Below are 18,799 nucleotides of genomic sequence, written 5' to 3'. Positions count from 1 at the left end.
GGCCGTTATGCAATTGCGGCTGATACTCTTTTATTTTCATTCTGTTTGGTGAGGATGACAGCCTTCATGAGTGTTTGTCCCCACCTCAATGTATCTGTTTTCAAGAGAAAGAGTCCTCTGTTCTTCGTGTGTTTCCAAATGTTTTAGCTTTTTGACTGCGCCGGTAAAGGAATAGATCAAAACTACAGTTGAACCGATCCAAGCCAGCGGCGCAGCTGAAACAGCACCTATGAAGCCGAAGGAAGCAGTTAATACAATTGCGGCGAATGAGCGCATGACCAGTTCCATAATCCCGGCAATTGTTGGAATTACTGATTTCCCGAGGCCCTGTAATGTATAACGTACAATCAACAGGATAGCCAGTACCCAGTAAAGACTTCCGTTAATGTTAAAGTAAATTTGAGACAGGCGGATCACCTCTGTCTCGCCGGCGCTTACGAATAGAGTCACCAGCTGTCTGCCAAACAGAATAACGATTGCTCCTGCGGCAAGACTGAACCCCAAACTGAGCAGCAACGCACTTTTAGCGCCCTCTAAAATACGTCCATATTTTTTTGCTCCATAATTTTGAGCAGTGAAGGTAGCCATTGTAATACCAAATGACATCATCGGCTGAATAGCAAACTGATCAATTTTTCCGGCTGCTGCCTGAGCAGCCACGACATCTGTTCCCAGACTATTTATGGCACCCTGCAGAACAATCGCGCCGATCGCAATAATGGATGTTTGAAAGGCCATGGGCAACGCTGCATTTAAATGCTCGCGAATCTCTTTTTTTTCGAAAGAAAAATCTTTTTTGCGTACTTGAAGATTAGGTATTCTTTTTTGGATATAAATCAGGCAGAGAAGGCTGGCAACCATCTGTGCGATTACTGTTGCCACCCCGGCTCCCGCAACACCCATGTTAAAATTGATGATGAGAACCAGATCAAGAACAACATTGACAACACTGGCAACAACAAGAAAGATTAGAGGTGTACGGCTGTCACCTAATGCTCGAATGACATTGGATAATAAATTAAATGCCATTGCAGAAAAAATCCCAATTAAAATAATTGAAATAAAAGTTTGAGCATCAGCCATAATTTCTGCTGGCGTCTGCATTACCAACAATAAAGGTCGAATAAAGAGCAAACTTATAATGGTTAAAATAACGGTTACAACAAAACTGATGAAAATACTTGCAGCAAAGCTTTTTTTAACTCCCCGATAATCTCTGGCTCCGAAACGCTGAGCAGTAATAATGGATAGACCGGAAGTGAGTCCTTGAGCGAAACCGATAATTAAAAAGATAATACTGCCTGTAGCACCAACTGCGGCTAATGCATTTTTTCCAAGTGTCTGACCAACAATAATCATATCTGCCATACTATAAAACTGCTGGAAAATATTTCCTATCAGTAATGGGATAGTAAATAGAAAAATCAGTTTTAGTGGTTTGTCTTCTGTTAATTCTCTCATGGTTCTCCTTCTTTTCAGATCAATAGTTTTTACTTTAGACTATGATACTCATTTTTCTGAAAAAGTCTATCCTTTTTTTGAAAATAAATTAGTTTTTTTCCTTTTTTTAATGTAGTCTAGTTTTCTGACAACAGAATCAGACGAAATGTGTGATTCATTACTTTTTTAGAATGCTATAGTTAGAGTTGTTGAACAGATAAAAAGTTTCTTGAAGTTTTTGTAAGCGAATTCTTAATGGCGTTTATTTTTGTTATAATAGATTAAATGCTTAGTGCAGACTAAACTGAAATGTTGAGAATCGGGAGGGAAAATTATGTATAAGACAACAATAACTGAAATAGGGGAGCTGGTTTCCGCGTTTGAAGAAGAACAACTGGTGATCTTGTTTGGACCACAAGCCACTTCAGAATTACGCTCTATTTGTATCATCCATGAAGCTTCTGAAGAAGAAAAAAATGTTCTTGAAATAGGTAAGAAAGTGCGCTTTGGCACACAGCAATACGAAATCATTGAGGTAGGATCGGCAGCTAATGACAATTTTAATGAATTGGGACATGTGTCTATCTACTTTAGAGAAGGCGTTAATGAAGTATTACCGGGGGCCATTATTGTCAGCCCGGGGAATTTTCCGAAGCTTGCAATCGGTGATACGATAGAAATAAAATGAGAGAATCGCTGAGCAGCAAAAGAGGGAGACCAAATTATGTCATATCCCCTAAAAACCGAATAAATGTGTATTTCGAGGATTGGAGCTGTGCAGGAACTGTAGATGCAGAAAAACGGATATGGTGTAATATTTTGTCTTGAGAATCGTTAGAATCGTAGGGACAGCGCTATGTAAGTAATTTTATATAGGCTTTACCTGTTTTTTTCAATTTTCTTTTATTACTACCTCTTTAAATTCGTACAGCATGATTAAATCAGCACAAAACAAAGTGAAACTGTTGTTATTCCATAAACTTTGTTAAAATAGGTGAAATAAGGCAATAAGAGATGGTGTGAATCAGCAGGTTTGTTATGTGTTCAAGCCTGAGAAAATCGGCGGGATACGAATAAAAAATGAATAAGGAGTACACATATGATTGAGGAATTGGTCAAGCCTTCGAAAGAGGAATTGAAAGAGCTGTCAGCTATATGGTTATCAGTAAACTTGGAAGCGCATCCTTTTATTCCAGAAGCTTACTGGCAGTCTAATTTGGAAATGGTAAAGTCGCAACTGGAAGAAGCAGGAATCTATGTTTATAGAATACAAGATCAGATTGTTGCATTTGCAGGGCTGCAGGGTGACTATATTGCTGGTATTTTTGTATGCCCCGACTATCGAGGGCAGGGAATCGGCAAATCGCTGCTGGAAGAAATCAAGCGCGAGTACCAGCAACTGGAATTAGCAGTCTACTCCAAAAATACAAAGGCTGTTGCATTTTATAAACGTGAAAATTTCTTTGTAGCTTCTGAGGAAGTGGATAAAGCTACAGGTGAATGGGAATATCATATGAAATGGCAAAAATAGACAGAAAATTCGAATAATGAGTGAGACAATCAAGCCTGTTGGGAAGAGAAGAACTACGAGCTCTTCTATAAATCGAAAATATAAATAGGAAAGAGTTGATGAGTGAATCAAGTTACACAGATGTTCACTCATCGGCTCTTTTTGCTATCAGTAAGGTATTTCAATGATGGTTTCCTGTCTTGATAAGTTAATTTCTTCATCACTGAGATATATTCATAACTACAGCTCAAGAATTTCCTGCCAAACTGTCTATTTTCTTCAAATATTTTCAAAAAGGGTGTTGTCAGTCCATCGTAGGTTCCTTCGTAAAGTGTAGATAGAGCTTTATAGGAAGGAAGAACACAGGAAGAAAATTATCTGTGTTCGGGAACCAGCCGATCAAGGGAAAATCTGATCTCCATCTCAATGTGACCTTCATCAATCTGTCCGGTCTCATCCATATTTTCAATGGATTACCTCATTCTCCATTTTCTTTATCATATAAAAGATCGAAGAAGATGAGAATAAGAGGCTGTTACTGGCTGATTTAGCTGCTGGAAGCTCATTGGAAATTATTAGCTGGTTGTTAGGACAAAGAATAAACTGGGAACAGTATAAGTGAGCGTGTCTGCGTATTCATGGAATTCTCTCTACTCATTTGATCGAAAGAAAAGATGCAGTTAGGAAGCATAAAAAAGGACTAGGCAGAACACCTCTAAGCCAGGAGGTGCTGCTGCGTAGTCTAATTTGCTTTTCTATTTAATCCATTGACCGATTATGACTGCGAATGGCATAGGCATCCAGTAAAATTCGGGCAATGACAGACAAAGGCAGCCGGGAACGAACTTCATAATCAGGAAAGTAAGAACCCTCTGATTTAAAGCCGATGAATGCGAGCTCCGAAAGATCAACCAGTGTGCTGGTACGGTTGGCGGAAATGGTCAGAGTACTGATTTCTTTGTCATAGCAGTTTTGAGCAGCAACCACCAGCTCAGGGGTTTCGCCGTTTAGTGAAACAAAAATGGCAAAATCATCGTGAGTCAGAGTTTTGCTGATGCTTTTTATGATGTTTGGATCTGTGTGCATTTGTGAGTATTTTCCAGCCAATTGAAACTTCACCATCATCTCTTCTGCAATCAATTCAGAAAAGCCTCTGGCAAAAATCACAATGCGTTTGGCTGAATATATCTTCTGTACAGCATCCTCGATAACACCGCTGTCAATCATATTAATGGAGCGAATCACTTCCTGTTCATTTTTCAAAATTGCTTTTTTGATTTCATTGTCAACCTTTTCAACTACGGAAAAATTAATTGTTGTATTTGCCTGATCTTTCAGAGAATGTTTAAAAGAGGTAAACCCTTCATAGCCTTTTTTCTTCATGGTTCTGACAATTGTTGCAGTTGAAACATTCGCTTCTTCGCTCAATTTAACAATGGAATAGTGCGGGATTTCTTCAATATTTTCCTGAATAAACTGCCAGAGATATTTCTCTGCTTCACTTAACTGACTGCTCATGGGATTCAGCTCCTTTAAATAAAAATAAATTTAGGACAACTTTGCTGCAGGTCATTTTATATCTGCGGTGAGTATTTATTTTCTTTTGTTCGCTATTCAGATCTTTATGCATCGTAAATCAAGGAGCAGCTGGTTTCTTTACACAGGTATTGTACCTTCTTTTTTTATTTTGTAAAAGTTTTCACCGTCAGCTCTTTCTTTAGAAAACATTTACAGGAATTTCTGTTGCATAATAAAGACAGAAAAAGAATAGGAGGTAGGTGATGGAATGGCAGCAATTTACACCTGCACGATGAATCTTGCAATTGATCTTTTTATTGAAACAGATGAATTAAAGCCGAATACTGTAAATCGCAGTATTGATGATGACATACAGGCAAATGGTAAGGGCGTAAATGTTTCTTTGATTTTGAAACAGTTAGGAGTAACGAGTACAGCACTTGGATTTAGCGGAGGCTTTACCGGCAGTTATATTGACGAATTTTTAGTGGATAAAAAGATTCAGACAGACTTTATTCATGTAAATGGAATGACACGTATCAACGTATTTACTCAAGTAAATCACCCGAAAAGCGAGTATAAACTGGTGAATAAAGGTCCGGTTATTTCTCAGGACCAAATCAGCCAATTGCTGCAACAAATCAGCGATATCCCCGAGGGCAGTTATTTATGTATTTCCGGCAGCTTGCCTCAGGGAGTGACACCGCAGATTTTTGAACAAATCAGTGAAATTGCTGAACGGAATCAAGTTCATTTGATTCTTGACACAAGCTACAAGGAAGTGCTGGATTGTTTGAAATACAAACCATTTTTGTTGAAGCCGAATGAGGATGAGCTGGCAGAATGGTTTGGTAAAGAGGCACTTTCTGTTCAGGAATGTATTGTGTACGGACAGGAGTTAGTCAGACAGGGCGCTGAGCATGTGCTGGTTTCGCTGGGAGGAGAAGGCGGCTTGTATATTACAGCTGATAGTGTACTATATGGAAATGCTCCAAAAGGAGAGGTTGTAAATACAGCTTGTGCCGGGGATACTTTGCTGGGCAGTTTTGTTGGCAATCAATTGCAGGGGAAACAATCGGAAGATAATTTGAAGTACAGTTTGGCTGCGGCAAGCTCTACTGCTTTTCGCAAAGGACTAACAGATTTTTCAGATGTAGAAGAACTAAGTCGGCAAATAGATATTCAACGATTATAAGGAGGAAACAACATGACGAAGTACCAAATTATTGCTGCAACAGGATGTCCGACGGGAATTGCGCACACGTATATGGCACAGGAGGCTTTGGAACAGGCGGCAAAAAATCACGGTGTTTCAATTAAAGTGGAAACACATGGACAGGTGGGAATTGAAAATACACTGACAAATAAGGAAATTGCCGATGCAGATGCAGTAATTATTGCAGCAGATAAAGATGTACAGGCAGAGCGCTTTGCAGGAAAACGTGTCATCGAAGTCTCTGTAAGTAAAGGAATTAAAGATGCGGATCAGCTCATTAAAGATGCTTTGGCAGGAGAAGGCTCTATTCGAAAAGGTGAGAATGTTAAGGCGGCAACAGGTAATGAGAAAACATCCAGCGGGATTGGGCACAATATTTACAAAAATCTGATGAACGGAGTCTCACATATGCTGCCGTTTGTTGTCAGCGGCGGTGTGCTTGTAGCCATTTCTTTCTTGTTTGGGATTTACTCAGCTGATCCAAGTAGTGACCAGTATAATGAATTTGCTGCTCAGCTGATGAATGTCGGTGGCCTGGCAATGGGGATGATGGTTCCGATTTTGTCTGCCTTTATTGCTGAAGGGATTGCTAAGAGACCCGGACTGGTTGTTGGTTTTGTCGGCGGTTTAGTTGCATCAAATGGCGGAACCGGATTTCTGGGTGGAATCATCTCTGGATTTCTAGCAGGATATATTGTATTAGGACTGATGAAATTATTCAGCTCATTGCCAAAATCACTGGATGGACTAAAAGCAATTTTCTTATATCCGGTTTTGGGCGTATTTATCACCGGGATAATTATGACGCTGGTTTCTGAACCGATGTCGGCAGTCAACCAGGCAATGATGGATTTTCTGTCAGGCTTCCAAGATTCAAACCCGCTGATTCTAGGTATTATTGTCGGCTGTATGAGTGCCTTTGATATGGGTGGTCCAGTAAATAAAGCAGCTTATGTGACAGGAACAGCCCTGCTGGCAGAAGGAAATACCACATTTATGGCAGGGGTATCAGCTGCGTGTATTGCACCACCGCTGATTACGGGTGTTGCTGTGATTCTGTTTAGAAAGTACTTTGACAGCAGTGACCGCAATGCCGGACTGGTAAATATTATTCTGGGAAGCACACATATCACAGAAGGAGCGATTCCTTTTGCTGCAAAAGATCCTCTGCGTGTTTTACCTACAATGATGCTGGGTTCTTCGATTGCAGCGGTGCTGACCTATATGTTCAAAGTACAGGTTCCTGCCCCGCATGGCGGATTTCTTGTTCTGCCGGTAGTTACTCATGGACTGCTATGGGTAGTGGCTATCTTGATTGGTTCGATTGTCGGCGGAGTCATTTTAGGAATGATTCAAAAACGCAGAGTTGAAAAAGCAGCAGCCTAGGGGGCGAAATAAGCAATGATTAGTAAAGATCATATATTCTTGGAAAGAACGTTTGCAGATCAAGAAGAAGTCTTTCAATTTTTAGCGGATAAAACAGAAGAATTGGCAATTACCGATTCTTCAGCCGCTGTTCTGGAAGCATTAAAGATAAGGGAGTCAGAGGGTACCACCGGAATGATGGACGGTTTTGCTATTCCTCATGCAAAAAGTGCAGCAATTACAAAGCCGAGTGTCATAATTACAACCTTTACAGAAGGAATCTATTGGGATAGTTTGGATGGAGAGCTGATATTTTATGCGATTGCACTGTTTATTCCTGATGGAGAAGCGGGCACCACTCACTTGCAGTTATTATCAAAAATTGCACGGATGCTGATGAAGCAGGAGTTTAAAGAAGCCTTTAAAGCTGCAAAAACGCCAGAGGACTTAAACGAACTATTAACGAATTATTTGGATGGAGAGTAGAGCATGAGAACAATTAGTCAGGAAAAATATGAAAAATTAAAGAACACAGGAAATGGTCAAGGTGTTATTGGCGCGTTGGCAATTGATCAGCGCGGTGCATTGAAGAAAATGTTTCAGGCACTGGGAAAAGAAGCAGGCCAGCAGGATATTGAAGTGTTTAAAGAATTAGTCTCAAAAGAACTGACACCATTTGCAACATCTATACTTTTAGATCCTGAATACGGCTTGCCGGCAGCACAGGCTCGTGCTGAAAACAGCGGTTTGCTGCTGGCCTATGAGAAAACCGGCTATGATACGACTGTTCCGGGACGTTTACCTGACAGTCTGAATGTCTGGTCTGTGAAACGAATGAAGGAAGCCGGAGCGGATGCCTGTAAGTTCTTACTGTATTATGACATTGATGAACCAGAAGAAATTAATAAACAAAAGCATGCGTACATGGAGCGGATTGGCTCAGAATGTGTTGCGGAGGGGCTGCCGTTTTTCCTGGAGTTAGTTTCGTATGATTCGACAATTTCAGACAGCAGCAGTTTGACATACGCAAAGGTTAAGCCTAAGAAGGTTATTCAAATGATGAAAGAATTTTCTGATCCACGCTATAATGTGGATGTTTTGAAAGTGGAGGTCCCTGTGACTATGAATTTTGTGGAAGGCTATGGAACAGAAAGCTGTTACACAAAAGAAGAAGCAATGGGATACTTTAAAGAACAAAGCAAAGCAACAGACCTGCCGTTTATTTTTCTAAGTGCCGGGGTCAGCTCACAGCTGTTCCAGGAAACTCTGCGCTTTGCAAAAGAAGCTGGTTCAATGTTTAATGGAGTTCTTTGCGGTCGGGCAACCTGGGCAAAAGGTGTGGAGCAGTTCGCAACAGCCGATGAAGCAGAGACAATTGCATGGTTGAAAAAGGAAGGTCGGCAAAATATTGAAGAGCTGAATGAAGTCTTGGCAGAAACAGCCTCTTCGTGGTTTGATAAATTGGCGTGCGAATAAGAAGAGTGCTTGAGAAGGACAGACAGGAAAGCGAGGGCAAGTTTTTTTCAGATACTCCACATTCATAGTAGGACCGCCTTTTCTTTTCACAGAAGAGTTATTTAGGCGGTATATAAAAGAAAAAGCCGAGAATTCAGCTTTTTCTTTTATGTACCTGGTTATGGGGATAAGTCTGTTATTGCTTTTCGTTTTCCAGTGATTGTTTAATAATAAATTTTTTTCCACTATCCGGATTATTTTCTGTATCAGAAAAATCAAAGAGCAGCTGTTCACCGTTCTCAGGATCTTCAACAATAACAAGACGACCTTTCATTTTTCGATTATCATGTTCAATCTGTGCCGTTCTAATTAGTTCCTTTTCATCTTTGCTTGAAGCGATAGCATTTCCCAAATTAAAAAAGATTGTTTCTTCCATGGTGAATCCCTCCTATGCATATCTTGTATCTTTATTTTACCACGTCAGCTCAAAAGTACCAGAAAATTGGCGGAGAAAGGTCGAAGATGTTAGAATGTGATTTTATTTTAAGCTTGATTCAAATAATAGAATGAATTGTTTGTAAAGTAACTGGAAAAATGAGCGTCATGGATAAACATTCGAGCAAGGTTCATTACTAGACTATTTCCCAATACAATTAAATCTGAAAACTGCTTGAAACCATTCTTAATACAGAAGGCTTTGATAAGGACCTCTTTTTCTGTGTTTACTATCAGACTGTTCATTCAAGGAAGCTCAATTTCTTTTTCAGCATTCAAAAAGGTGCTTCCTAAACCAGCTCCCTATCGTTCTGTAGAAATACAGTAGTCATAAATGTAGTATTCAAATCTTTTGATCCAAGGCTTTTTCATTCCAAAATAGAGGTCGATAACCCTGCCATTTTCAAGTGTGATAAAACTGATAGATGTATCCTCTAAAATGGAATTTGTGATAAATATTTTTACTTCAATAAAAATAAGGATACTATTTTACAGCTTTAAGAAAACTGGAAAATTTGTTGCATATGGCAGCTCTGGTTATGTTTTTGTATAATGTTGAAATGGAAACAAAAAACGAATATAATTAAGCTAATGTTGCAGGAGGGATGACTATGGACAAAGAAAACCAGCTTAAATTGAGTATCAGAGATTTATACAAAAAAATTGCCTGGATCAATAAAAAGATGGAAAAAAGCTTGGCAGGCTATACGTCATCTGAAGTTCACTGTATTGAATATATTGAAAGAACAGCAGATCCCAATGTGACAAAGCTGGCTGAATTTTTCTATATGACGCGAGGTGCCATAAGCAAGATGACGAAAAAGCTGATTAAAAAAGGCGTGATCGAAAGCTATCAAAAGCTGGAGAATAAGAAAGAAGTCTACTTTAGATTGACTGAAAAAGGAAAAGAAGTGTATCGAATTCATGAAGCGCTTCATCAGGAATTCGAAGAACGGGATAAAAAAGTGTTTGAGCAAATGACAGAAGAGCAATATGAAGCCATCTCCTATTTTGTAGAAATGTACAGCAGTCATTTGGATGAAGAAATAAAAAAGCAAGGCAAGAGCATTAAGGAATAACTGGAAATAACGAAATAAATAACAGTCGAACTCAAAATGAGAGGACTGTTTTTATTTTTGTGCATTTCTTTGTTGACAAGGAAACAAAACGGCGTTATTATTTATATGTTTCCTTGGAAACAAAAAAGAATGGCGATTATTATTGCTGAATCCTAAAAAAAGAGGGGGTTATAAAGTTTGACTAGTGTTGCTGTTCTCCATAGAAATACGTTTGACAATTGAAGGAACGCATTTAATCAAAATAAAAAAGGAATGATTAGTATGTTTAAAACGTACACGCACAAGACTAAATCAAAGGAGGCAATTGATAAACACGCGCTAATATTCGGCCTTATTTCTGTTTTTCTTATTGGGATAGGGTTCAGTATTATAACGCCGGTCATCCCATTTCTGGTTGAACCTTACATAAAAAATCCTGGGAATCAGGCGACGGTTGTTACGCTGCTGCTTTCTGTTTATGCAGTCTGTATGTTCTTTTCAGCCCCGGTTCTGGGTGCTTTAAGTGATAGATACGGGCGTCGTCCATTACTTTTGGTGAGTTTACTGGGTGCAGCTGTCGGGTTTCTGGTATTCGGACTGGGAGGCGCTTTATGGATTCTGTTTGCCGGACGAATTATAGAAGGGATAACCGGAGGGAGTATTAGTACAATCTTTGCTTATTTTGCAGACATCACACCGAAAGAGCAGCGTACTAAATATTTTGGTTGGGTTAGTGCTGTTACTGGTGCAGGTTCTGTAATGGGACCGACTCTGGGCGGACTGTTGGCAGCTAGATTTGGTTATGCAGCCCCATTGTATTTTGGAGCTGCCATCACATTCTTAAATGTCATTTATGGTTTCTTCTTTATGCCGGAAAGTCTTGAAAAGAAAAAGAAGCTGGGAAAAATTACTCCAGCAAGGCTGAATCCATTTGTTCAATTGTTCAGCATATTGTCGATGACCAAACTGAATCGACTACTTGTTTCAGCATTTTTACTGTGGATACCAAGCAGTTCGCTGCAGGCGGTTTTGTCACAGTTTACGATTGATAATTTTAACTGGAAACCGGCATTGATTGGACTGGTATTCTCAATTATGGGGATTCAGGATATTGTTTCTCAAGGCTTTATTATGCCCAGACTTTTAATGAAGTTTACTGATAAACAGATTGCGACGATTGGGATGCTCTCTGAAATGCTGGGGTATGTATGTATTGCGGCATCGGCTGTGGTTTCATTCTATCCGCTTTTTATCGTTGGAATGTTTGTCTTTGGTTTTGGCGATTCGATTTTTGGCCCATCGTTTAATGGGCTGGTTTCAAAAACAGTCGATGCAGAAGAGCAGGGCAGAGTTCAGGGCGGCAGCCAGTCGATTCAAGCGCTGGCAAGAATTATCGGTCCAATTATGGGCGGACAGCTCTATGTTTTTCTGGGACATGCTGCGCCTGCAGTGATGGGCGTCATTTTGATCACAGCCTCTATGACGGTTTTGACTAAGAGAACTCAGACAGCTGTATAGAAAATGAGGGAAAAACCTTTTCAATTGTTTGAAAGCATTGCCATTTCACTCTTCTAAATAATACAATTATCACTTACACAATAACACGTGTATGGAAGAAAGATACAGTAACACCATCAACTGGTGAATTCCAAGTAAGTCAAGTGTTATACCCATCTGAAAACTTTGCAACTTCAAAAGAAGCTGAATTGCACATGTATGACATTGCTGGAACAGGAGATGGTTATGTAGATGCCCGCAATATTCAAGTAGACATCAATGCAGAAAGCGGTGAAGAATCTTACTACGGGAAAGTCGTAGTATCTGCAGAAAACCAGTGTATCGACAATGTTAAAACTCATTCATGCTTCTAACCCAAGAAACGTGCAGCCTATCCAGTAGTATTACAATATGAGACTACTGGATATATGACGAGCAGTTGAAGAAGCGTAGTCGCAAGTTCTTGTATGACCTTAAGACATGGGTCGACATAAATGAACCGCTACTCCGTTTAAAGATTGAATGTTTACACATTCAAAGATTGTTGTCTGCATACAGCTGTCTTTTTGTATATGGAATAAATTTTAACAAATTTATCCCCATCAGAGCTGCGTATACCATTTTGCTAGCTGTTCCTGCAAGGCAATTCCACTAAAAGTTCCTGCATCAGCAGAAAAAGCTTGTATCTACCTGGAAAAGTGTTGGCAGCTGCTCGTTCTTTTTATTGAAGCATACAAGTTAAAATTTTCTATCATTGGCTATTATTTACAGGCTATCTTTTAATATAAATTATAATTTGGTCAGAGTGCTGGGAAGTAATGATACTTTAAAATAAATGGGAACTAAAATCACTCATGGGAATCTATTCATGGGTGATTTTTTTATGGTGAAACAACAAATTTTAGGAGGAAATGCAATGAAGAAATCCAAAGGTAAATAGTTCAGTAGTAAGCTTGTGAACGTCTTTATGTTGATAACGATCATAATGAATTCAGTGGGTATTCTAATTTCTGTGACGGTGGAATCGTTGATATTTTTTATTTCTGATTATTTACAAGTAGATTGTATATCTAATTTATAAAACGAGACGATCATAAATAACATGGTGCAATGCATTTTTTGAGCTTGAAGAATGTTTTTTTTTCATAGATTATTGTTATGTAAGATAATAATAGTTAGAAAGTAGGGAGTCTATTGACATTAGGTATTTCAATTTATCCAGAAAAAACAACCCAAGAAAAGGATCAGGCATATATTGATTTGGCGTACCAGTTAGGTTATCGCAGGATTTTTACTAGCTTGTTGGAATTAGCAGGAGATGAAGAGCAAGTAATTAATAACTTTAAGGAAACAGTTCAATATGCTAGTAATTTAGGTATGGAGGTTATGGTTGATATTAATCCTAAAATTTTTAGCCAAATTGGAGTAAGCTATGAAGATTTGTCCTTCTTCTCAGAGCTAGGGGCGTATGGTATTCGTTTAGATATGGGTTTTACTGGAAGAGAAGAAGCAGAAATGACTCGTAATGCATATAATTTAAAAATTGAAGTAAATATGAGTATTGGCACAAAATATATTGACAATATTATGTCATTTTCACCAAATAAGAAGAATTTAGTTGGTTCGCACAATTTTTATCCAATGGAATATTCAGGGTTGGATGAAGGATTCTATAAAGCCTGTTGTCAACAATTTAAAAACTATAGTCTTGAAACAGCTGCTTTTATCACAAGTAAGAATGCAATACTAGGACCATGGCCTTTACAAGACGGGTTATGTACATTGGAACAACACCGAAATCAGACGATCAGAAATCAAGCTCAATATTATGTGTTAGATGAAGCAATTGATACAATCATCATTGGCGATGCATATGCGAGTGAACAAGAGCTTGCCGAGGTTTCGGAAGTATATTTTGCCACACATCCTCAATTGCAAGTAGTACTGGAAAATAATATTCAGCCAATTGAAAAGAAAATAGTGTTGGAGGAAAAACATAGTTATCGTGGGGATCGTTCAGCATTTTTATTACGTTCAAGTTTGCCGCGTTTTAAATATAGGGAAGAATCAATTGCCGCAACAAATTGTCCGCCGTTAAAAAGAGGTGATATTGTGATTGGAAATAATAATTTTGGACAATACAAAGCGGAACTGCATATTGTTTTACAAGATATTCCTAATAATAAGCAAAGATGTAACCTAGTTGGTCATTTGACAGAGGAATCGTTAGACTTGCTGCCCAAATTAAAAGCCTGGTCAAAATTTAAATTAGTACAGTAAGGAGAACAGTCATGAATAATAAAGAATTAGCTCAAAAAATTTTAGAAGGAGTTGGAGGAAAAGAGAATATTAATGACGTCTTTCATTGTGCGACAAGACTACGCTTTCGTTTGAAAAATGAAGATATGGCCTCTACTTCAGAATTAAAAAAAATGTCTGAAATAATTCAAATTGTTCGAAGCGGCGGACAATATCAGATTGTAATCGGGAACGAGGTAAGTACTGTTTATGAAAGTTTATTAGATGTGATGGGCGGGAATGTTGCAGGCGATGAGACAACCGGTGAGAAACAAGGGCTGGTTGCCAAATTTATTGATATTGTTTCTTCTATTTTTACTCCCTTTTTAACAGTATTAGCTGGTACTGGGGTATTAAAAGGATTATTAAGTCTGGCGGTGTTTTTATCACCTGAATTTGCTGAAACAGGAACTTATACATTATTAAACGCTGCTGGGGACGCTTTCTTTCGTTTCCTACCTATTGCAATTGCATTTACAGCCGCTAAAAAGTTTAAAACAAATCAGTATATAGCAATGGCGTTAGCTATGGCTATGGTTTACCCAATTGAAAATACTGCCGATCTTACTTTTATAAGCTTACCGGTTATTTATGGCGCAGGCTATACGTCAACGGTTTTTCCAATTATTTTAGCAGTTCTTGTTCAGCGTTATGTAGAAGGGCTCTTTAAAAAAATAGTACCGAAATTTTTAATTTTTGGTGTTACGTTATTGACGCTAATAATCATGGTTCCGCTTACGTATCTATTAATTGGTCCTTTAGGCACAGTAATTGGTTCTATTTTAAGTAAGGGGGTAAATGGTCTTTATGAATTTAGTCCGTTAATTACTGGGGGAATATTGGGAGGCTTCTGGCAAATATTAGTTGTATTCGGTATGCATTGGGGCTTTGTTCCATTAACGCTGCTTAATTTTTCAACATTAGGCTATGATAGTTTATTGCCAATGTCAATTGCCGGAGTAATTGCCCAATCAGGTGCAGCGTTCGGTGTCTTCTTAAAATCAAAAGATAAAAACATGAGAAGTCTTGCTGCATCAAGCTCATTAACTGCTTTGTTTGGGATTACGGAGCCTGCGGTATATGGTGTCACATTACCGTTGAAAAAACCGTTCATTGCTGCTTCAATTGGTGGAGCAATTGGAGGGGGAGTCATTGCATTTTTTGGAGTTAAATCATTTGCATTCAATGCTAGTATTCTTGCTATACCAAATATGATTGGACGAGACGGTATTGAATCAAGTGCTATGATGGGTATCATTGGTTTATCAGCTGCCTTCGTAATAGCTGCTATATTAGCATTTATTTTAGGCTTCGATGAAGGTCAAGAGGATAAACGTATTAAGAAAGAGATAGCTGCCAATGAAGAAAAGCCGTCAGTGGTTAGCGAAAAAATTACTGTTTTTTCTCCAATGAGTGGTAAACTGCTCTCTTTAGAAAAGGTAGATGACCCTGTATTTTCTTCTGGTTCTATGGGACGAGGGGTAGCCATTTTGCCGAGTGAAGGAAGAGTAATAGCACCGGTAAGCGGTACAGTAACTCTTCTATTTCCTACAAATCATGCTATTGGTATTGTCTCAGAAGAAGGAGCCGAAATTTTAATTCATATTGGAATGGATACGGTTGAATTAAATGGTGAAGGGTTTACACCCTTGGTTAAACAGGGCGACAAGGTAGTGCTTGGACAAGAATTACTTTTATTTGATGAACAGTTTATCAAAGCACATAAAAAAAGTACAGTTACACCAATAGTGATAACTAATTCTACAGACTATCACAATATTGAAATTGTTGTTAACGGAGAGGTTCTAGCTGGTCAAAAATTACTGGAGAACTAAGAAAGTAGTTAATCCTGAAAAGGGTTTGGGGTATAAATAATTTCCAGACCAATACTATTTGGAAAATCCGAATAAATGGTGGAACAGAAGCAAAAAGCTCTTTTGTTGCCTGCTGTTACTCGGCACATTTAAGAACCTTCTAGTGCGACGAGTAACAGTAGGAGCACGTGTTACGCCCTCAACTGTGATGAGTAACAGCAGGAGCATGTGTATATTCTAAATTGCGACGAGTAATCGCAGGAGCATCTCTTAATTAAGAGTTACATTTGCCTCTACAGTTCTCACTTCACTCCGATCCTCGATACATACCGTCTAGTTCCTACAAGGTATCCTACCGGTTATCCTGCAAGTTTTTTTGTCATTTTGGTGAATGCCTTCTTATTGTCATAAATCACTACGATTGACTCGTTAGAGCGGATTTTTTATACCTTGAATAATCGCAAAGTCAGATGATGCATGATATCTATTTGGTGTTTGAAACTGAGCGCTTATGCCCCAGTCTCTTTTTCCATAGTGAGTTTTCTTATCTGATTGTTTAAGTCGTACCAATTGCGATCACTAAAATAATCAGAAAAACAAATAACATTTTTTATAGTTTTTGGTGTAGCAGCTACAGAGGTAACTAAAATTGCTGTATCAGGGATGGTAATTGGCTCATCATCCATCATTAAATGGCATTTAATATTGTAGCGACAGTGATTTTCTAATTCTTTTTTTATGAACAATGCATGTTCTAAGTCAGTATCAACAAAAATGTAAATATCGATACAGTGTTCAATTTTATGGAGACGATTGTAGAGCTCATACCAATGGGTAATTAGGATGTAGATTAATTCATTGACTTCAGATTGTGATGCATCAGGAGCCATAAGATTGACGACATAAGAAGAAAGATAATCTTTTATATGAGGGTACTTAGTTGATAAATGCTCTAGAAAAATCTCTCTGCGATTATAGAGAATGAAGGTTCGTGAGTTTCTAAATTGCAAGATATTCATGAAATCCAGTGTTAACATTTGTTTGGTAGAGTCTGGTAAATCAATTCTTAAATCAATTGATATATTATGTAAATTTGTTTTAATCGTTTGTACTTGGTGTTTTAATTCGCTTGATTGCGCTAACATTTTTTCTATCTGATTATAGGAATGGTAATAGTAATAATTATTTAGTTGATAAAACATGTCATTGATTATTTCTAAGGTTAGCGGAATACCAAATAGAGAGTGGAAGCTGTTTACAAATACTTCATCCGACAATAGTTTACTTGAGCTGAAGCGATAATTTTTAAGAGAAATTCGATGATTGTATTTAATACGTATGGAATTGAGATATATCCAGCGAATATATTTGTTCACTTGATTTTTATAAATTTTTATCCCTCTTTGATGAAATAAGTCATGAACTAATATATGTAAGTAGTGTTCTTGTTCCTTAGTCAAAAATTCCAGATTAAAATATTTTTCATCATAAAAATAATTTAAAAATTGTCTAATCTTCTCTTCGTCTCCTGTAATTGAGAGATTAGATCCGGAAATGATAATACCTTCCTTCTTTAAAACAGGTTTGATTCTTGAAATAGCTCGTTTAACTGTCGAAGTGCTGACAAAATTCTTTTCAGCTAATTCATCCAGAGACATGTTTTCAGCTAAAAATATTTGTTGAAGTACAGATAATTCTAAACTATTTTTAAAAATTACGCTGTAGATATATCGAAAAGAATGTTCTTTTGGAATTATTAGGCGTACTCCTCGGTTATCAGAAGAAATGTATATGGGGAGATTATACCCATTAAATTCTTGAATATATGTTGAGATAGTGCGGATAGGAATTGTTAGAGAGCTGCTGAGTTTCTTCAACGAATTCTTACCGCGATTTTTATTCAATTTTTCTAATAAGGTTAATAATTTTAAATCATGGTTAGACAGTAGCTGTCTCAAGGTCATCACTTCTTTTTTTTACTTTATTGTTAGTACTCTAATTGAGTAAATTCAAATAGATAGGGAGATTATATCACACTATCTGATAACAAAAAAATATTGTTAATTGAAGGTAAACTTTTTGTGCCCTTACCAGATGCATAACATTTTATTTGTCAAATTAAGTTGAGCAAACATCTTTATATACGTAATTCAAAAATACTCTTATTGGAATTTTTGAGTTCAATGATTTTTTCAGAGTATGTTTTTTTTGAGACAACCGAACGAGCAAAGGATTCAACCTCAGTAATAAAATTTATGGATTTTGCAAGTTCACCTTGTAATAATATTTAGTTGGAGATAACGAAGTTATTAATCAAATAAAAGAAGATGTTTTACAGCAATTACCAACTCCGAATCCGATAGCTAGACTTTCATGCAGAACTGTTATGATAGCTGTTGGGGTAATACATTCAGGTTCGTATTCTGTAGTTGCGTGGCTATCGGGAGTCACGGGCACTGCTGCTTTTGTTGTTTCATTATTAGTTTTTATAGCACACTACTTAGCATCACTATTGTCCTAGAAGAATGAATAGTTTGGGATTACTTAAGAACAATAATTATTTTCTTATCAACTTAAGTGTTAGTTTTTTGTTTGTACTCACTGTTTTTAAAGGCCAAAGTAATATATTGTTAACGGTTTTGTTTTATATTATTGTTAATTTGACCGGCTGGATTAATAGCTACCTTTCTTGTAAGTATTGTGAGAATACGCATAAACAGTTTAAACAAAAAATTTATGCTTTACTTCCAATTATTAGTTGTCTATACATTATTACTATTTTCTATATTTGAAGTTTGTATAGCTAATGTTTGAAAAAGGTCACCTTAATTGAATGACCTTTTTAGTATATGAAATTTATTAGAATTATAATAGTAGCTGTTAATAAAGCTATTAATAGACTGACAATTTTTTGATGTGATTATTTTTTATTTTGTAATTTGTTAATCACTTCATCAGTAGAATAGATCTTCAGTAATCGCTTTATTTCATTTTCAATATTAAGAGAGACTGTGACAAACACCCATGGCGGTTCCCGCCACCAAACAGAATGAAAACAAAAAAAGAATCGACCTACAGCCCATTTCCTGTCATACTGAAACTGACAGGAGTGGCTTGTAGGTCGATTACTTAT

General features: G+C 37.5%; 16 protein-coding genes. 11 read left to right on the top strand and 5 right to left on the bottom strand.

Annotation, left to right across the window (positions count from 1 at the left end; all coding sequences use genetic code 11):
- Positions 1–36: 36 nt before the first annotated feature.
- Entirely contained in the window at positions 37–1,461 is a 1,425-nt protein-coding gene (locus tag LI954_RS08150) for an MATE family efflux transporter (protein ID WP_202067787.1), read from the bottom strand.
- Between the two features lie 313 nt (positions 1,462–1,774).
- Here LI954_RS08150 and LI954_RS08145 point away from each other — a divergent pair, with 313 nt between their 5' ends.
- Together LI954_RS08145 and LI954_RS08140 are read left to right on the top strand one after the other, a co-directional pair.
- Entirely contained in the window at positions 1,775–2,128 is a 354-nt protein-coding gene (locus LI954_RS08145) for a PTS glucitol/sorbitol transporter subunit IIA (protein WP_202067786.1), read from the top strand.
- A 411-nt stretch (positions 2,129–2,539) separates the two neighbouring features.
- Positions 2,540–2,971, top strand: coding sequence for a GNAT family N-acetyltransferase (locus LI954_RS08140; protein WP_202067785.1), 432 nt, complete (start codon positions 2,540–2,542; stop codon positions 2,969–2,971).
- 738 nt (positions 2,972–3,709) lie between these two features.
- On the opposite strand, the gene LI954_RS08135 is transcribed toward LI954_RS08140, so the two are convergent.
- The gene (locus LI954_RS08135; RefSeq protein WP_267491460.1) at positions 3,710–4,477 is read right to left on the bottom strand and encodes a MurR/RpiR family transcriptional regulator; all 768 of its coding nucleotides are present in this window, start codon (positions 4,475–4,477) and stop codon (positions 3,710–3,712) included.
- 259 nt (positions 4,478–4,736) lie between these two features.
- On the opposite strand from LI954_RS08135, the gene pfkB reads away from it, so the two are divergent.
- The 4 genes from pfkB to lacD are packed head-to-tail and all read left to right on the top strand — an operon-like array spanning position 4,737 to position 8,525.
- Complete coding sequence (gene pfkB, locus LI954_RS08130) at positions 4,737–5,663, top strand: 1-phosphofructokinase (protein WP_202067783.1); 927 nt, start codon at positions 4,737–4,739, stop codon at positions 5,661–5,663.
- Positions 5,664–5,675: 12 nt separating this feature from the next.
- Positions 5,676–7,070 carry a PTS fructose transporter subunit IIC gene (locus LI954_RS08125; RefSeq protein WP_229444146.1) on the top strand — a complete coding sequence of 465 codons (1,395 nt, stop codon included), beginning with the start codon at positions 5,676–5,678 and terminating at the stop codon, positions 7,068–7,070.
- Positions 7,071–7,085: 15 nt separating this feature from the next.
- Positions 7,086–7,535, top strand: coding sequence for a fructose PTS transporter subunit IIA (locus tag LI954_RS08120; RefSeq protein ID WP_202067781.1), 450 nt, complete (start codon positions 7,086–7,088; stop codon positions 7,533–7,535).
- Between the two features lie 3 nt (positions 7,536–7,538).
- A complete protein-coding gene (gene lacD / locus LI954_RS08115) occupies positions 7,539–8,525 on the top strand; it encodes a tagatose-bisphosphate aldolase (RefSeq protein WP_229444145.1) in 987 nt (328 codons plus the stop codon).
- A 175-nt stretch (positions 8,526–8,700) separates the two neighbouring features.
- On the opposite strand, the gene LI954_RS08110 is transcribed toward lacD, so the two are convergent.
- Positions 8,701–8,940, bottom strand: coding sequence for a hypothetical protein (locus LI954_RS08110; protein ID WP_229444144.1), 240 nt, complete (start codon positions 8,938–8,940; stop codon positions 8,701–8,703).
- 670 nt (positions 8,941–9,610) lie between these two features.
- On the opposite strand from LI954_RS08110, the gene LI954_RS08105 reads away from it, so the two are divergent.
- From LI954_RS08105 to LI954_RS08085, 5 genes are all read left to right on the top strand, one after another.
- Positions 9,611–10,078 carry a MarR family transcriptional regulator gene (locus LI954_RS08105; protein ID WP_229444143.1) on the top strand — a complete coding sequence of 156 codons (468 nt, stop codon included), beginning with the start codon at positions 9,611–9,613 and terminating at the stop codon, positions 10,076–10,078.
- A gap of 261 nt (positions 10,079–10,339) precedes the next feature.
- Positions 10,340–11,575, top strand: a complete 1,236-nt coding sequence (locus tag LI954_RS08100; protein WP_229444142.1) for an MFS transporter — start codon at positions 10,340–10,342, stop codon at positions 11,573–11,575.
- A 143-nt stretch (positions 11,576–11,718) separates the two neighbouring features.
- Complete coding sequence (locus LI954_RS08095; RefSeq protein WP_229444141.1) at positions 11,719–11,928, top strand: hypothetical protein; 210 nt, start codon at positions 11,719–11,721, stop codon at positions 11,926–11,928.
- Positions 11,929–12,748: 820 nt separating this feature from the next.
- Entirely contained in the window at positions 12,749–13,834 is a 1,086-nt protein-coding gene (locus tag LI954_RS08090) for a DUF871 domain-containing protein (RefSeq protein WP_202067778.1), read from the top strand.
- An 11-nt stretch (positions 13,835–13,845) separates the two neighbouring features.
- Positions 13,846–15,687: a beta-glucoside-specific PTS transporter subunit IIABC gene (locus LI954_RS08085; RefSeq protein ID WP_229444140.1), complete on the top strand. Its 1,842-nt coding sequence runs from the start codon at positions 13,846–13,848 to the stop codon at positions 15,685–15,687.
- 488 nt (positions 15,688–16,175) lie between these two features.
- Here LI954_RS08085 and LI954_RS08080 read toward each other — a convergent pair whose 3' ends face one another.
- Both LI954_RS08080 and LI954_RS08075 read right to left on the bottom strand, forming a co-directional pair.
- The gene (locus LI954_RS08080; RefSeq protein WP_229444139.1) at positions 16,176–17,624 is read right to left on the bottom strand and encodes a helix-turn-helix domain-containing protein; all 1,449 of its coding nucleotides are present in this window, start codon (positions 17,622–17,624) and stop codon (positions 16,176–16,178) included.
- 962 nt (positions 17,625–18,586) lie between these two features.
- Positions 18,587–18,799 (bottom strand): hypothetical protein (locus LI954_RS08075; protein ID WP_229444138.1); only part of this gene is annotated, 213 nt, incomplete at its 5' end.

The sequence above is a fragment of the Enterococcus sp. CWB-B31 genome (genome assembly GCF_020567645.1).
Taxonomy (GTDB): domain Bacteria; phylum Bacillota; class Bacilli; order Lactobacillales; family Enterococcaceae; genus Enterococcus_L.
This window is presented reverse-complemented; position numbering and strand designations above follow the sequence as displayed.